Source organism: Pseudomonas nitroreducens NBRC 12694 (assembly GCF_002091755.1).
GTDB lineage: Bacteria > Pseudomonadota > Gammaproteobacteria > Pseudomonadales > Pseudomonadaceae > Pseudomonas > Pseudomonas nitroreducens.
The window spans coordinates 58,527-73,417 of sequence record NZ_BDAI01000018.1 but is presented as its reverse complement, the minus strand read 5'-3'; the positions used below and the strand labels follow the sequence as shown (position 1 = coordinate 73,417).

Annotated in this window: 15 protein-coding genes; 5 read left to right on the top strand and 10 right to left on the bottom strand. The window is 65.3% G+C overall.

Translation table 11 applies throughout. The annotated features are described in order from the left end of the window. The 5 genes from PNI01S_RS28410 to PNI01S_RS26595 form a co-directional block, all read right to left on the bottom strand. A partial coding sequence (locus tag PNI01S_RS28410; RefSeq protein ID WP_143514274.1) for a hypothetical protein occupies nt 1–208 on the bottom strand: 208 nt, incomplete at its 3' end. A 303-nt stretch (nt 209–511) separates the two neighbouring features. Beyond that, the gene (gene hutC / locus PNI01S_RS26610) at nt 512–1,255 is read right to left on the bottom strand and encodes a histidine utilization transcriptional repressor HutC (protein WP_065327956.1); all 744 of its coding nucleotides are present in this window, start codon (nt 1,253–1,255) and stop codon (nt 512–514) included. A 214-nt stretch (nt 1,256–1,469) separates the two neighbouring features. Continuing rightward, nucleotides 1,470–3,185 (bottom strand): single-stranded-DNA-specific exonuclease RecJ, encoded by a 1,716-nt coding sequence (gene recJ, locus PNI01S_RS26605; RefSeq protein WP_024765194.1) that lies wholly within the window; start codon nt 3,183–3,185, stop codon nt 1,470–1,472. A 153-nt stretch (nt 3,186–3,338) separates the two neighbouring features. After that, nucleotides 3,339–3,878 (bottom strand): YaeQ family protein, encoded by a 540-nt coding sequence (locus tag PNI01S_RS26600; protein ID WP_084359741.1) that lies wholly within the window; start codon nt 3,876–3,878, stop codon nt 3,339–3,341. 61 nt (nt 3,879–3,939) lie between these two features. Beyond that, nucleotides 3,940–5,118 (bottom strand): GGDEF domain-containing protein, encoded by a 1,179-nt coding sequence (locus tag PNI01S_RS26595; RefSeq protein ID WP_065327959.1) that lies wholly within the window; start codon nt 5,116–5,118, stop codon nt 3,940–3,942. Nucleotides 5,119–5,376: 258 nt separating this feature from the next. Here PNI01S_RS26595 and PNI01S_RS26590 point away from each other — a divergent pair, with 258 nt between their 5' ends. Beyond that, the gene (locus PNI01S_RS26590) at nt 5,377–6,576 is read left to right on the top strand and encodes a CaiB/BaiF CoA transferase family protein (protein WP_084359740.1); all 1,200 of its coding nucleotides are present in this window, start codon (nt 5,377–5,379) and stop codon (nt 6,574–6,576) included. A 128-nt stretch (nt 6,577–6,704) separates the two neighbouring features. Here PNI01S_RS26590 and PNI01S_RS26585 read toward each other — a convergent pair whose 3' ends face one another. Together PNI01S_RS26585 and PNI01S_RS26580 are read right to left on the bottom strand one after the other, a co-directional pair. Beyond that, nucleotides 6,705–7,391, bottom strand: coding sequence for a GntR family transcriptional regulator (locus PNI01S_RS26585; RefSeq protein WP_024765198.1), 687 nt, complete (start codon nt 7,389–7,391; stop codon nt 6,705–6,707). Between the two features lie 72 nt (nt 7,392–7,463). Beyond that, nucleotides 7,464–8,198 (bottom strand): SDR family NAD(P)-dependent oxidoreductase, encoded by a 735-nt coding sequence (locus PNI01S_RS26580; RefSeq protein WP_024765199.1) that lies wholly within the window; start codon nt 8,196–8,198, stop codon nt 7,464–7,466. Between the two features lie 313 nt (nt 8,199–8,511). Between PNI01S_RS26580 and PNI01S_RS26575 the strand changes: the two genes are divergently transcribed. The 3 genes from PNI01S_RS26575 (at nt 8,512) to PNI01S_RS26565 (ending at nt 12,034) form a co-directional block, all read left to right on the top strand. Continuing rightward, nucleotides 8,512–9,540 (top strand): ABC transporter substrate-binding protein, encoded by a 1,029-nt coding sequence (locus tag PNI01S_RS26575; RefSeq protein WP_084359739.1) that lies wholly within the window; start codon nt 8,512–8,514, stop codon nt 9,538–9,540. Between the two features lie 98 nt (nt 9,541–9,638). Further along, on the top strand, nt 9,639–10,715 hold the full coding sequence (locus tag PNI01S_RS26570) for a phosphotransferase (protein ID WP_084359738.1): 1,077 nt from the start codon (nt 9,639–9,641) through the stop codon (nt 10,713–10,715). Beyond that, nucleotides 10,712–12,034, top strand: coding sequence for an aspartate aminotransferase family protein (locus PNI01S_RS26565; RefSeq protein ID WP_084359737.1), 1,323 nt, complete (start codon nt 10,712–10,714; stop codon nt 12,032–12,034). Before PNI01S_RS26570 ends, PNI01S_RS26565 begins: the two co-directional genes overlap by 4 nt. 77 nt (nt 12,035–12,111) lie before the next feature. Here the strand turns inward: PNI01S_RS26565 and PNI01S_RS26560 are convergent, their stop codons facing one another. The 3 genes from PNI01S_RS26560 to PNI01S_RS26550 form a co-directional block, all read right to left on the bottom strand. After that, a complete protein-coding gene (locus tag PNI01S_RS26560) occupies nt 12,112–12,573 on the bottom strand; it encodes a hypothetical protein (RefSeq protein ID WP_024765203.1) in 462 nt (153 codons plus the stop codon). Between the two features lie 14 nt (nt 12,574–12,587). Then, nucleotides 12,588–13,049, bottom strand: coding sequence for an outer membrane lipoprotein (locus PNI01S_RS26555; protein ID WP_024765204.1), 462 nt, complete (start codon nt 13,047–13,049; stop codon nt 12,588–12,590). 123 nt (nt 13,050–13,172) lie between these two features. Continuing rightward, on the bottom strand, nt 13,173–14,102 hold the full coding sequence (locus PNI01S_RS26550; RefSeq protein WP_037011930.1) for a LysR family transcriptional regulator: 930 nt from the start codon (nt 14,100–14,102) through the stop codon (nt 13,173–13,175). 98 nt (nt 14,103–14,200) lie between these two features. Here PNI01S_RS26550 and PNI01S_RS26545 point away from each other — a divergent pair, with 98 nt between their 5' ends. Further along, entirely contained in the window at nt 14,201–14,800 is a 600-nt protein-coding gene (locus PNI01S_RS26545; protein ID WP_037011915.1) for a short chain dehydrogenase, read from the top strand. Nucleotides 14,801–14,891 lie beyond the last annotated feature (91 nt).

The window sequence follows — 14,891 nt, the reverse complement described above, 5'->3', positions numbered from 1 at the left end:
GATTGTTCATCAGCATGCGCAGCGGCGCTTCGGTCAGCCAGCTTTTGGCGTTCAGTTGGGTGCCGCGCGGGGCACGGATTTCGGTATCACGGTAACGGCCGGTGGAGCTCATCTGGACTTCCTCGATGCAGGGGTGGCGCCACGCTGGAAGGCGGTCCGGCGCGGCGGAAACGGGTGAATAGAGGGCAACGGGCATTGCCTTACTCATCTAGTGTCACCTTATATGTGTAAAACCTTATATCAACCTGTATATACAAGCTAATGCAAAGCGAGGGCCAAAATAGGCCGGCGGTACCCAGGGAGCACAGTCACGTGACGACAATGTCGTTTTATTTCAAATGGATAGAAATCTTATGCACAGGCAGGCGGCGCCCCTCACCACGGCCAGCAGCGAGAGAAGGCGGCGAGAAAGGAAGGAGAAAAAGTAACAGCGCGGTGCACAGAGGTAACAAAACGGTGCACCACAGGAGACAGCGGGGCGGATTTTCCGCCCCCTCGGGATGACAGCTGACTACTGCCCGAAACGACCTTCGAGGCGATAGCGCGACCCCGGATAGACCAGTCGCGCAGCACCCACCTGCCCCTTCGCCGACCAGGTGCGGCGGCGAATCAGCAGGCAGGCGTCGCCACGCTTGATGCGCAGCAGCTTGCAGTCGGCCGCTTCGGCGTTGATCGCCTCGACCACATGTTCACCCTCGGTCAGCGGCGCCAGCTGGATCAGGTAGGCATAGGGGGTGATACGGGTGAAGTCCTGCTGCAGGTACTCCGGCGCTACCTCGGCATTGACGAAGCGCTCTTCCAGTTGCACCGGCACTTCGTTCTCGTAGTGCACGACAACGGAGTGAAAGATGCGCTGGACGTTTTCCAGCTCGAACGGCAGCGCCAGGGTCGCGCCCTCGGGCAGCGGTTCCAGAAGCACCACTTCACAGCGGTGCTGATGCCCGCGCGCGGCGATCTCCTCGGCGATGTTATGGATCTCGAAGAGCGCCGCGTGGCCCTTCTGTTCGGCAACGAAGGTCCCCACGCCCTGCAGGCGCACCAGCACGCCCTCGATGGTCAGCTCGCGCAATGCGCGATTGATGGTCATCCGGCTCACACCGAGCAGGGCGAACAGTTCGCTTTCCGACGGCAGCTTGGAGTTGGGTTTCCAGACGCCGTTGCGGATCTGCTGCAGGATGATTTCCTTCACCCGCGCATACAGGGGCGCCGGAGTTTCCAGCGCGAACGCGGCCAGGGAGGAATGATCTTGGGACACGGCAGCTCCTGAATCGGCGGAAGGCGGGCTAGCCGCCAGTTTACCCGCGGCTACGCCTGCCGCCTACGCGCCGTCACCGAAGCCGAACCACGGGCAATAGGTGTGCAGCTTTGACAGGGCGCATAACGCGCCAGCGTTATCCCCCACGATGTGGGCTGCGGATAACCTGTTCCAGGTTATTCGCCCTACAGTCGACGAAAATCCGTACTCATGATCAGCGCGGCGCAATATGCGCCACCATCAGCTGCACCGTCTCGTTGCCACGGAACTCGTTGACGTCGAGCTTGTAGGCCACTTCCGCCCAGCGCACGGTGGGGTTGGGCCAGATTTCGCGGTCGATGTTGAAGGCGATGGCGTCCAGTTGCAGCGAGCCGCACTCGGTCTTGAGCACAAGCTTCAGGTGCCGCTCGCCAACCACGCGCTGCTGGACGACCTGGAAGATGCCGTGGAACAGTGGCTCCGGGAAATGCTGGCCCCAGGGGCCGGCCTGGCGCAGCGCGCGGGCCAGCTCCAGGTGGAACTCCTCGGCGCCCAGCTGGCCGTCGGAGAGCAGGCGCCCGGTGAGGTCTTCTTCATCCAGCTGACGGCGCACTTCGGCGTCGAAGGCAGCGGCGAAGGCGCCGAAATTTTCCTGCGGCAGCGACAGGCCGGCGGCCATGGCGTGACCACCGAACTTGCTGATCAGCCCTGGGTGGCGCGCCGCCACGGCGTCCAGCGCATCGCGGATATGGAAGCCCGGCACCGAACGCGCCGAGCCCTTGAGCGTGCCGTCGCCGGCATCGGCGAAGGCAATGGTTGGCCGGTGGTAACGCTCCTTCAGGCGCGAGGCAAGGATGCCGATCACGCCCTGGTGCCATTCCGGGTCGAACAGGCACAGGCCGAAGGGCATCTCCTCCACCGGCAGTTCCTTGAGCTGGGCCAGCGCCTCGCGCTGCATGCCCTGCTCGATGGCCTTGCGATCCTGGTTGAGCTGGTCGAGCTGCACCGCCATGTCGCGGGCGACGCTTTCGTCTTCGCAGAGCAGCAGTTCGATGCCCAGGGACATGTCGTCCAGGCGCCCGGCAGCGTTCAGCCGCGGGCCGAGGATGAAGCCGAGGTCCGTGGAGGTGATGCGCCGGCAATCGCGCCCGGCCACTTCCAGCAGCGCACGCAGGCCCGGGCGGGCGCGGCCGGCACGGATACGCGCGAGACCCTGATGGACCAGGATGCGGTTGTTGGCGTCCAGCGGCACCACGTCGGCGACGCTGCCCAGGGACACCAGGTCGAGCAATTCAGCCAGGTTCGGCTCGGCGATGCCGCGCGCAGCGAACCAGCCTCGTTCACGCAGGCGGGCGCGCAGGGCGAGCATCACGTAGAAGATCACGCCGACACCGGCCATGGCCTTGCTGGGGAAATCGCAGCCGGGCTGGTTCGGGTTGACGATGGCGTCGGCGGCGGGCAGTTCCGGCCCCGGCAGGTGGTGGTCGGTGACCAGCACGCGCAGGCCGGCGGCCTTAGCGGCGGCGACGCCGTCGATGCTGGAGATGCCGTTGTCGACGGTCACCAGCAGCTCCGGGCGCTTCTCCAGCGCCACGGCGACGATTTCCGGCGTCAGGCCGTAGCCGTACTCGAAGCGGTTGGGCACCAGGTAATCGACCCAGGCCGCACCGAGCATGCGCAGCGCCAGCACGCCAACGCTGCTGGCGGTGGCGCCATCGGCATCGAAGTCGCCGACGTAGAGAATCCGCTGACCCTTTTCCAGCGCGTCGACCAGCAGCTCCACCGCCGCGTCCACGCCCTTGAGCTGCTGGTACGGGATCAACCGTGCCAGGCCCTTGTCCAGCTCGGCCGCGCTCTGCACGCCGCGGGCGGCGTAGAGACGGGTCAGCAGCGGCGGCAGGTCGCCCAGGTCGGGCAGGGTTGGCGGGAGGGGGCGGGATTCGATGCGCATGAAGTCCAACTATTCCTTTGTGCTTGGTCTTGCGCCTTGCGAGCTAGAGCACGGCAAGGCGTGAACAGGCGTGGGCCGCGGAGTTTGCTGCAGCAAATGAGCAGGCCCACGCCTGTTCACAACGCAGCCGGGCCGACGCGCAGCTAGCGCAAATCAGCGCTCGCCCATCAGCCATTCCACCTGCAGCTCGTGCTGGCCGCGCTCGTCGGTGACGAAGATAGTCCCTTCGCTGATCATCACGGTCCAGTTGATCGAGCGCGGAAGGTCGCGGGAGATTTCTTCCAGCGCTTCCTGCGGCAGCGCGACGACATTGAGGTTCTTCAGGTGGCGGACGCTGTCGAGCACCTTGGTGGTCCACACGCGCAGGTTGCCGTAGGCGACCAGGGTCAGCTTCTCGCAGCGGCGCGAGCACCAGGTCAGGCGATCGGCATCCGGCTGGCCGACTTCGATCCAGTGCAGCACGCGGTCGTCCAGGCTCTTTTCCCACAGCGAGGGCTCTTCCACGTCCGACAGCCCACGGCCGAAAGCCAGTTGCTCGTTGTACCAGATGACGTAGGCCAGCAGGCGCACCGCCAGGCGCTCCTCGGTTTCCGAGGGGTGGCGGGCGACGGTGAAGCGCAGGGTCTCGTAGACCCCACGGTCGAGGTCGGTCAGGCTGATATCGGCTTTGTAGGGCGTGGCGGACAGGGCCATGGGCGTTCCCGGCGAATTTTCGAAGGCGGCAAGTCTACCGCGAAAGCGCCGGCACCGTGGGTCAAGTGCGCGGACGTCGGTCGGCTCCAGGCTCCGGCGCGGCCAGTTCGATGCGGTTGCGGCCCTTTGCCTTGGCGGCGTAGAGCGCCTGGTCAGCCAGGGACAGCAGGCGCAGCAGGTCGTGGCCGGCCTCGCGGCTGGTAGCAATGCCGATGCTTACGCTGAGCTGGCCCTCGGCCATGAACGGCAACTCGGCGAACTCCCGGCGCACCCGCTCCGCCACCTGGCACGCGCCCTCGGTATCGGCGCCCACCAGCAGGCAGGCGAACTCTTCCCCGCCGATGCGGGCGAACTGGTCGTGTTTACGCATCCGCGACGCGGTGATGCGACTGAATTCCACCAGCACGCGGTCGCCGGCGGGATGGCCGAAGGAGTCGTTGAGGCGCTTGAAGTTGTCCAGGTCGCAGAGCAGCAGCGAGGCCTGTTCGCCCCGCTCGGCGCACAGGCGAAGCAGGCGCTCGCCGGTCTCCATGAAGGCGCGGCGATTGCCCACGCCGGTCAGCGGGTCGCTCAGGGCAGCACTGCGGAACTGCAGCTCGGCACGTTCCTTGACCATCGCCAGGGTGGCGAAGGCGATACCGATGGCGAACAGCATGGTCTCGAAGACCAGGAAGGTGAAGAAAGCAGAACCCTGGCCGTTGTTGGCCACGCTCTCGAACGGCATGCCGCGGTCGACCACCAGACGTACCGAATAGACCAGGGTATGCAAGAGCAACAACGCCAGTGTCGGCTTGAGTTCGACTTCGAGCTTGCGCCGGTCGCGCCACAGCTCGCTGATCGCCGCGAGGCAGTACAGGATGGTGATCCCCGTACTGACCGCGATGCGCGCAGCCAGGGACTCGTAGAAGGGCGGGAGCAGGCACAGCAGCGCCCAGAATGTCGCGCCTGCGCCGATCAACGGCCAGTGCGGTTTGCGTCCGGTGAAGACGCGCATGGAAGTCCAGGTCATTGCCGAACAGAGGTGCAGGACCACATTACCGAGCAGGATCGGCAACCAGTCGATGCCCATGCCTCGCAACGTGGCCAGGAAGGTGCCAATGGCACCCAGCAGCAACGCGACGCTCATGTAGCCCAGCGAGTGATCGCGACGACCGCTGTGCCAGGCGAATGCCATCAGCACACCGACAAGAGTCAGTACGTAGAGGTCGACGACAACCAGCGTCGGCAGGTTCAACGTCATGCAGCCCCCTCGCCACCCGTCAGCTCGCATTCCCCGGAGAATGCCGTCAGACCATCGGGCTGTTGGAAGGAAGACGAACGCATCACGGCATACCTGCGCGAAACCGAGCGAGCTGAAGTAAGAAGCATCTGAATGTGGCTACTCTACGCGCGCTCAAGGCCGCCGCAAAGCGACGTTTCCAGACGCCTGCCCGGCGGCCTGTTCGAAGCGCCGTGCACGCGTTAGAGTCCGGCGATTCCTCTCTGATCGGACAGACCGATGAACAGCACCGCCAAACCCCTCGCCGGCCTCAAGGTCATCGAACTGGGCACCCTGATCGCCGGCCCCTTCGCCTCGCGCCTTTGCGCGGAGTTCGGCGCCGAGGTCATCAAGGTCGAATCACCGGACGGCGGCGACCCGCTGCGCAAATGGCGCAAGCTTTACGAAGGCACGTCGCTGTGGTGGTTCGTGCAGGCGCGCAACAAGCGTTCGCTGACGCTGAACCTCAAGCATGAAGCCGGCCGCGAGGTGCTGAAGAAGCTGCTGGCCGAGGCCGACATCCTGATCGAGAACTTCCGTCCCGGCGTGCTGGAGAAGCTCGGCCTGGGCTGGGAAGTGATCCATGCGCTGAACCCCAAGCTGGTGATGGTGCGCCTGTCCGGCTTCGGCCAGAGCGGCCCCTACAAGGACCAGCCGGGCTTCGGCGCGGTGGGCGAGTCCATGGGCGGGCTGCGCTATATCACCGGCTTCGAGGACCGCCCGCCGGTGCGCACCGGCATTTCCATCGGCGACTCCATCGCCGCGCTGTGGGGCGTGATCGGCGCGCTCATGGCGCTGCGCCACCGCGAAGTGAACGGCGGCGCCGGCCAGGTGGTGGACGTGGCCCTCTACGAAGCGGTATTCGCCATGATGGAATCCATGGTTCCGGAGTTCGACGTGTTCGGTTTCATCCGCGAGCGCACCGGCAACATCATGCCTGGCATCACGCCCTCCTCCGTGCACACCACGGCCGACGGCAAGCACGTGCAGATCGCCGCCAACGGCGACGCCATCTTCCGCCGCTTCATGACGGCCATCGGCCGCCCCGACCTCGCCGAAGACCCCACGCTTGCCGGCAACGACGGCCGCGATGCCCGTCGCGATGAGCTCTACGGCATCATCGATCGCTGGGCGCGCTCCGCATCGCTGGAGACCGTGCTCAAGGTGCTGAACGAAGCGGAGGTGCCGGCCAGCCGCATCTTCTCCGCCGAGGACATGTTCAGCGACCCGCAATTCCTGGCGCGGGAGATGTTCCTCTCCGCCAAGCTGCCGGACGGCAAATCCTTCCGCATGCCCGGCATCGTGCCCAAGCTCTCCGATACCCCCGGCAGCGCCGAGTGGATCGGCCCGAAACTGGGCGAGCATACCGACGAAGTGCTTTCCGGACTGGGCTACGACGCAGCCGCCATCGCGGCGATGCGCAAGGATGGCGCGGTCTGACCACTTTGCTTTGGTAGGGCGCATAACGCGCCAGCGTTATCCGCCGTATTGAAGCCAGCGGATAACCTGTTCCAGGTTATTCGCCCTACGGCTCTTGGTGTAGCAGCGAGCTCCTGCAATAAAGCCAGTCAGCCCGCTTCCTGCTCCGGCGCCTCGCTCTGGGCGATGAACTCCAGCATCTTCTCGCTGCCGTCCAGCAGGTCGGCGTGGATCGCCTCGCGGGCGGCGGCGCCGTTGCGTTCGCGCAGGGCGCGCAGGACGTCCCAGTGGTGCTCGATGGCCATGCGCTCGTTGAAGTCGGCGTAGGCCTGGGCGATCAGCGGGCCGGTGCGCATCCACAGGCTGTCGAGGAAAGCGCGCAGCAGCGGCATGCCGGCGATGTCGGCGAGGGCGAAGTGGAAGGCCTGGTTGAGCTTGAGCGCCAGCACCAGGTCATCCGCGTGGATCGCGTCAAGATTCTCGCGGATGTTGGCTTCCAGCTCGTCCAGCTGCTCATCGCTGGCGCGCGCGGCGGCGGTCTCGGCGGCGAGACCTTCGAGCGCCACGCGGATGCTGCGGATCTCCAGGTACTGCTCGAGGGTGAGCAGCGGCACGCGGATGTCCCGCGGCGTCTTCAGCACCAGCGCCTGTTCCTTGGCCAGCTGCAGGATGGCGTCACGCACCGGGGTAACGCTGGTGCCCAGCTGCTGGGCCAGGTCACGGATACGCAGGCGATCGTCCGGCTTGAAGCGGCCGGTGATCAGTGCCTCGCGCAGCAGCGCGTAGACGCCGCTGCCCAGGTAGGAATGATTGAGCCCTTCGATCGGGTAGTTCATCGCCGTCTCATCACGTGGTGCGGAATTCGGGCGCGAATGATGGTCGCTGATCGCGCCGAATGCCAGCCGGTTTCACACATGCTGCCCGCCGTTGACGTGGATTTCTGCACCATTCACGTAGGACGCGCCGCTGGTGCAGAGGAAATGGATGAGCGAAGCAACTTCCTCCGGCTTACCCAGGCGATGCATCGGAATATCGCGCTCGACGATCAGCTCGGTGCCCGAAGACAGGATGGCCGTGTCGATTTCCCCCGGCGCGATGGCGTTCACTCGCACGCCGTGCGGGCCGAAGTCATGGGCCATCTCGCGGGTCAATGCGGCCAGGGCAGCCTTCGAGCACGCATAAGCAGCGCCGGCGAACGGGTGCACACGTGAACCGGCGATGGAGGTGACATTGATCACCGAGCCCTTGGCTGCCTTCAGTTCGTCGAACAGGCCGCGCGCCAGCAGCGCGGTGGAGAACAGGTTGACGTTGAACACCTTCAGCCAGGTGGCGTAGTCGCTGCCCAGAACGCCCAGGCGTTCGCCCTCCGGGCCCTTGGGCGAGATGCCGGCGTTGTTCACCAGGGCGTGCAGCGAGCCGCCGAGCTTCTCGCGGATCATCGGCAGGCTGGCCTGCACGCTGTCGATGTCTTCCAGGTCCAGGTGGATATGGTTGATCAGGCCTTCGGCCCAGGGGCACTCGGCGCTCCAGTCCTGGCGCGAGGCGGTGAACACGCGCCAGCCGGCAGCGTTGAAATGCTTCACCGTGGCATGGCCGATGCCGCGGCTGGCGCCAGTGAGAAGCAGGGTTCTGGTCTGGTTCATGGTGCAGGCATCCCCTTCGTATGAGTGCGCTCGAGTGGTCAGCGTCCTTGGAGCGCTGGCCCCAATAAAAACATGATGCATCATGTTTTGGAAGATGTTTTAATCGGTCCAGCTTGGTCCTGCAACGAGCTATCCGAACAACAACAAGAAACGGAGCAACTTCCCATGATCGACCGCACCTGTTCCGCCCGTTCCTCTCCCTGATGTCCGAGGGCAACGCCAGCCGGCCTTACAGCTTGGTCCGGCGCGCCGCCCCACTCTTGAAGCTGCCCTCTTATTCATGGGCCGGATTGGCCCGCTCAGGAGTCATCGCATGTTCAAGAAAGCCATAGCACTGATGATGTTGGCCGGCGGCGCCGCCCAGCTCCACGCCGAGACACTGACCGTGGTGTCGTTCGGTGGCGACAACAAGGTGGCCCAGGAAAAGGCCTTCTACAAACCCTTCGAGCAGCAGGCCAAGGTCACTGTGCAGGGCGCCGAGTACAACGGCGAGATGGCCAAGATCAAGGTCATGTCCGACACCGGCAAGACCAGTTGGGACGTGGTCGAGGTGGAATCCCCGGAACTGATGCGCGGTTGCAGCGAGGGGCTGTTCGAGCAGCTCGACTGGAGCAAGCTCGGCAAGCAGGCCGACTTCCTCGACGCCGCCGTGAGCGACTGCGGCGTGGGCATCTTCATCTGGTCCACGGTGCTCACCTACGATGCCAAGAAACTCGCCAGCGCACCCACCGGCTGGGCCGATTTCTGGGACGTGAAGAAATACCCCGGCAAGCGCGGCCTGCGCCGTGGCGCCAAGTTCACCCTGGAATTCGCCCTGGAAGCCGACGGCGTGAAACAGGCCGACCTGTACAAGGTACTGGCCACCAAGGAAGGCGTGGACCGTGCGTTCAAGAAGCTCGACGAGATCAAGCCGTACATCCAATGGTGGGAAGCCGGTGCGCAGCCGCTGCAATGGCTGGCCGCCGGCGACGTGGTGATGACGTCTGCCTACAACGGCCGCGTCGCCACCGCGCAGAAGGAAGGCCGCGACTTCGCCATCCAGTGGAACGGCAGCATCTACGACCTGGACCACTGGGCCATCGTCAAGGGCAGCCCGAAGAAGGAGCTGGCCGAGCAGTTCATCGCCCTGGCCAACAAGCCTGAGCACCAGAAGGTCTTCGCCGAGAACATTCCCTACGGCCCGACCAACAAGAACACCATCCCGCTGATCGACGCCGCCATCGCGCCGAAACTCCCCACCGCGCCGCAGAACCTGGAGAACGCGCGCGCCATGGACACCGAGTTCTGGATCGACCACGGCGAGGAACTGGAAACCCGCTTCAACGCCTGGGCTAGCAAGTAAGTGGATGGCGTCCGCCCGGCCCCGCGCCGGGCGGACGCTCCACCTCGCCCGGCCGCTGCAATACCGAACGACCGCTGAACCCTGCTGGAGATGTACCCGTGCCCCTCAATACCGCGCCCGTCCACGATCACCTGCTGGAAGCGGCCCCCGCCCAGGTGAGCGACGCCCAGGCCGCTGCCATCGCCGACGAATACTTCGGCCAGCGCGGCACGCTGCACCGCCTCGCCGGCGAACGCGACCTGAACTTCCACATCGCCCACGGCCATGGCGACGACCGCCTGCTGAAGCTCTCGCACCCGCTGGAGGACCCGCAGGTCGTGGACTTCCAGACTCGCGCCCTGCTGCGCGTGGAGGCCCTCGACCCGACCCTGGCAGTGCAGCGCGTCTATCCCTCGCTCAACGGCGACCACCAGATTTCCATCCGCGTCGACGGCCAGCCGATGATTGCCCGGCTGTTCTCCTTCGTCGACGGAGTTCCGCTGCACCGCGTCCCGCAACGCAGCCGCGCCCTGCGCGAGAACCTGGGCGACGACCTGGCGCGCCTGGGCCTGGCGCTGAAGGGTTTCGAACACCCGGCCACCGCCGACCACGAACTGCTCTGGGACCTCAAGCACGCCTCGCGCCTGCGCAACCTGCTGGTCTACATACAGGATCGAGAACAGCGCGCCCTGGTCGAGCGCTTTCTCGACAATTTCGAGCGCCACGCCCTGCCCCGCCAGACCACGCTGCGCGCCCAGGTCATCCACAACGACCTGAACCCGCACAACGTCATCGTCGATGCCGAGCATCCGGACCGGGTGCGCAACATCCTCGATTTCGGCGACATGGTCCACGCGCCGCTGATCAACGACCTCGGCGTCGCCGCCGCCTACCAGGTGGGCGAGCCGGACGCGCCGCTGGCCACCGCCTGCGAGATGATCGCCGCCTACCATCGCCGCTGCCCGCTGCTGGCCGAGGAGCAGGAAATCCTCGCCGACCTGATTGCCACGCGCCTGATCATGACCCTGAGCATCACCGCCTGGCGCGCCAGCCTGCACCCCGAGAACCGCGACTACATCCTGCGCAACACCCGCCACGCCTGGCAGGCCGTGCAAGGCCTGGCCCGCCTGAGCCGGGAACAGGCGCAGGAGCAGATCTTCGCCGCCTGCGCCACACAAGAGGAGCCCCGCCCATGACCATGCCCAACGGATTCAGTGCCGCCGATGCCGAGCGCCTGAGCGATGCGGAACGCCGCCTGATCGAGCGCCGCGCGCGCCTGCTCGGGCCGGCCTACCGCCTGTTCTACGAGCGCCCGCTGCACACCGTGCGCGGCGAGGGCGTGTGGCTCTACGACAACCAGGGCAACCGCTACCTCGACGCCTACAACAACGTCGCCTCCATCGGCCACTGCCATCCGCGCGTGGTGCGAGCCATCGCCGGCCAGGCGGCGGTGCTCAACACCCATACCCGCTACCTGCAGGAAGGCATCCTCGACTACGCCGAGGACCTGCTCGCCACTTTCCCCGAAGGCCTGGACCAGGTGATGTTCACCTGCACCGGCAGCGAGGCGAACGACCTCGCCCTGCGTATCGCTCGCCAGTACACCGGCGGCACCGGGGTGATCATCACCCGCTTCGCCTACCACGGCGTCACCGGGACCATTTCCGAGCTCTCGCCGTCCCTCGGCGCCGGCATCACCCTGCCCGCCCACGCCCGCACCGTGCGCGCGCCCGATGCTTACCGACTGGGCGCAGAGAACGTCGGCAAACTCTTCGCCGACGATGTGCGCGCCGCCATCGCCGACCTGCGCGCCCATGGCATCAAGCCCGCCGCGCTGCTGCTCGACGGCATCTTCGCCAGCGACGGCGTGCTGGCCGATCCGGCCGGATTCCTTGCCGAAGCCGTGAAAGTCGCCCAGGACGAAGGCCTGCTTTATATCGCCGACGAAGTGCAGAGCGGCTTCGCCCGCACCGGCGACGCCATGTGGGGCTTCCAGCGCCACGGCGTGCAGCCGGACCTGGTCACCCTTGGCAAACCCATGGGCAACGGCCAGCCCATCGCCGGCGTCGTGGTGCGCCCGGAAATCCTCGAACGCTTCGGCCGCGAGGTGCGCTACTTCAACACCTTCGGCGGCAACCCGGTGTCCTGCGCGGCGGCCCAGGCGGTACTCGACGTGATCCGCGACGAACAGCTTCAGGAGCGTTCGCAGCGCATCGGCGCCTTCATGCTCCAGGGCATACGCCAGCTCGCCGCGCGCCATGAACTGATCGGCGACGTGCGCGGCGCAGGGCTTTTCCTCGGCGTCGAACTGGTCACCGATCGCACCGCGAAAACTCCGGCCGCCAACCAGACACGCCAGGTGGTCAATGCCATGCGCGAGCGCGGCGTGCTGATCAGCGCGGCCGGTCCCATGGAGAACATCCTGAAGGTCCGTCCGCTGCTGGCCTTCGAGCAGGAGCATGCGGAACTGTTCCTCGACTGCCTGGACAAGGCGCTGACGGATGTCGCCATCTGACATCTGCGTCTATCAGAAACGACAAGGGCCGCGATGAACACTCATCGCGACCCTTTTCATTCTGACGGGATCGATCCTCAGAAGCGCACGCCAACGTTGACCATCGCGGCCGAGCCTCCCAACACCACGAGCTCAGCGCCAACGGGCCCCAGGTGCGCGCCAACGGAAGGAATGATCGCCGGAGCCACGCCATAGCGGTTGAGCGGAATCTTGTCGCGGTACTCGCCACGATACCCCTGCAACGCGCCGCCGGTGACCTTGGCGTAGAACGGCGTACCTTCCCAGTCGAAGCGTTTGCCGGCGTAGACATAGTTGGAGCGCTGGCTGAAGGAGTTCTTGAAGGTCGCGCCGCCGAATACCACGCCATCGCCGCGATTACGCTCCAGGCCGATCAGCTCCTGGTGGTTGTTGTGATCCGGATCCGTGGTCCAGTGGGTCGTGTAGACGCTGGTCTGCAGGTACCAGAAGCCCTTGTCTTCATCCGCAATGGCGAAACCACAGCCAAGCAGGACGAGAGCGGCGATCAACAGGCGGCGCATGGGGGGTTCTCCGTTCAGATGGTGACGCGGCTGGCGCCATTGACCGTCATGATGCGAACACGGTCACCAACGCGGAACTGCTGGGAATCGACCGCCTGGACATAAGCGCGGGTGCCGCCGTCATCCTCGCGGACCACGATCTCGACGCCCTGAGTGCGGGTGATGCCCTCTTCCACCGCCGAGCCCGCCGCGCCACCCGCCACGCCACCGAGAATGCTGGTGATGGCCTTGCCGCGGCCGCCGCCAATGGAGCTGCCGGCGATGCCACCGACGGCTGCACCGGCCAGGGTACCGATGGGGGTCTTGGTACCTTCGATCTGTACCGGTCGCAGGGATTCGATGGTGCCCATGCGTACGTTCTGCACCGCACGGGCATCGGCACGGGAATAGGAAGAACCCGAGAGGTCGGAAGCGCAGCCGCTCAGCAGAGCGGCGCTGGTGAACAGGGCGGTCAACAGCAGAGTGGAACGGTTCATGGTGGTCACCTCGGAAGGGTCGGAAAGATTAGGGCAAAGCCTACGTGGCCTTGCCTGAACTCCCCCTGAACCCTTTCTGAACCATCACTGAACAAAGCTGAACGAAGTTGAATGAAATGTCTGTCACCCCTCCAGAGCGACCAACTGCCGGCGGCTGTGTTCGAACCAGCCCAGCAGATAGTCCGCCAGCAGCTGTGTGCGGCGCGGCAGGCGGCTTTGGTAAGCGTGAATGAGGAACACCGGCTGGGTGCGGGTCTGGTAATCGCGCAATAACCAGACCAGGCTGCCCTCCGCCAATTCCTGCTGAACCATGTAGGACGGCAGCCGGCTGATCCCCGCGCCGGCCAGAGCCGCCTTCTTCAGCAAGGTGTAGTGATTGCTTGCAAGCAAGCCTCTGACCGTGACGCGGAACAGTTCGTGGTGGCGTTGGTAAAGCCAGACGTCGCTGTCCTGATAATGAGTGTTCTGCAGGCAGGAATGCTGCGCCAGGTCCGCCGGCGCCTCGGGCACGCCGTGCTCCGCAAGATAGCCCGGCGTGGCGCAGGTCAACTCCTGCAAAGCGAAGAGCGGCCGCGCCACCAGGCGCTCATCCACCGCCAGACTGCCGGAGCGGATGGCCAGGTCGAAGCCGTCCGCCACCAGGTCGCGACGCTCGTTGGAGAGGTCCAGCTCCAGGCAAATGTCCGGGTACTGGCGGGAAAACTCCATCAGCCACGCATCGAAGAAAGTCTCTCCCAACGACACTGGCACGCTCAGCCGCACCTTGCCCTGTGCCTCTTCCTGCAACGCCAGTACCGCCTGCCGCGCCCGCGCGGCCTGGGCATTGAGCGCTTGAGCCTCGGGCAGCAGCGCAGCACCGGCGGCAGTCAGGGACAGGCGTCTGGTCGTGCGGTGCACCAGGGTCGCGCCCAGCGTCAGCTCAAGCGTCGCGATCCGCTTGGATAACTGCCCCTTGCTGCAGCCGAGTTTTTCCGCGGCACGGGTGAAGCTGCCGCATTCCAGCAGTACGGCGAAGGCGGAAAGGTCCTGCAGGTCGTTGGCGATTGTTTCCATATGAAAACCAAAGGTTGTCAATTAGCTTAATTATCAAAACAGAAGACCACTCTAGACTGAATTCACTTTCAGCCAAACCACCTCAGTGGAGAGTCTTCATGAAAATCATCCTGATCGGCGCCAGCGGCACCCTCGGCCAGGCCATCGCCAACGAACTGGCCCCGCGCCACGAGATCATCCGCGTCGGTCGCAGCAGCGGCGACTATCGTGTGGACATCACCGACAGCGCCTCGATCCGCAAGCTGTTCGAGCAGGTTGGCGGCTTCGATGCGCTGATCAGCGCCGCCGGCAAAGTGCACTTCGGCGCGCTGTCGGAAATGGGCGAGGCGGAAATGGCGGTCGGCCTCAAGGACAAGCTGATGGGGCAGGTGAACCTGGTGCTGATCGGCAGCCAGTACGCCAACGACAGCGCTTCCTTCACCCTCACCACCGGCATCCTCAGCGAACAGCCCATCGTGCTGGGCAGCTCGGCCAGCCTGGTCAACGGCGCGGTGGAAGGTTTCGTGCGCAGCGCCGCCCTGGAGCTGCCGCGCGGCCAGCGGATCAACGCGGTCAGCCCGAATGTGCTGGTGGAATCGATGGAGGGCTACGCGCCGTTCTTCCGCGGCTTCAAGCCGGTGCCTGCCGCGGATGCCGCGCTGGGCTTCGCCCGCAGCGTGGAAGGCAAGCAGACCGGGCAGGTATACAAGATCTGGTGAGGCTGGCGGGCTGATGCTTCTGCGTCGGTCGTTGGCCTTGGTTCGCGAGCAGGCCCGCTCCTACAGGAAAACCTTCGCCGGGAACTGTAGG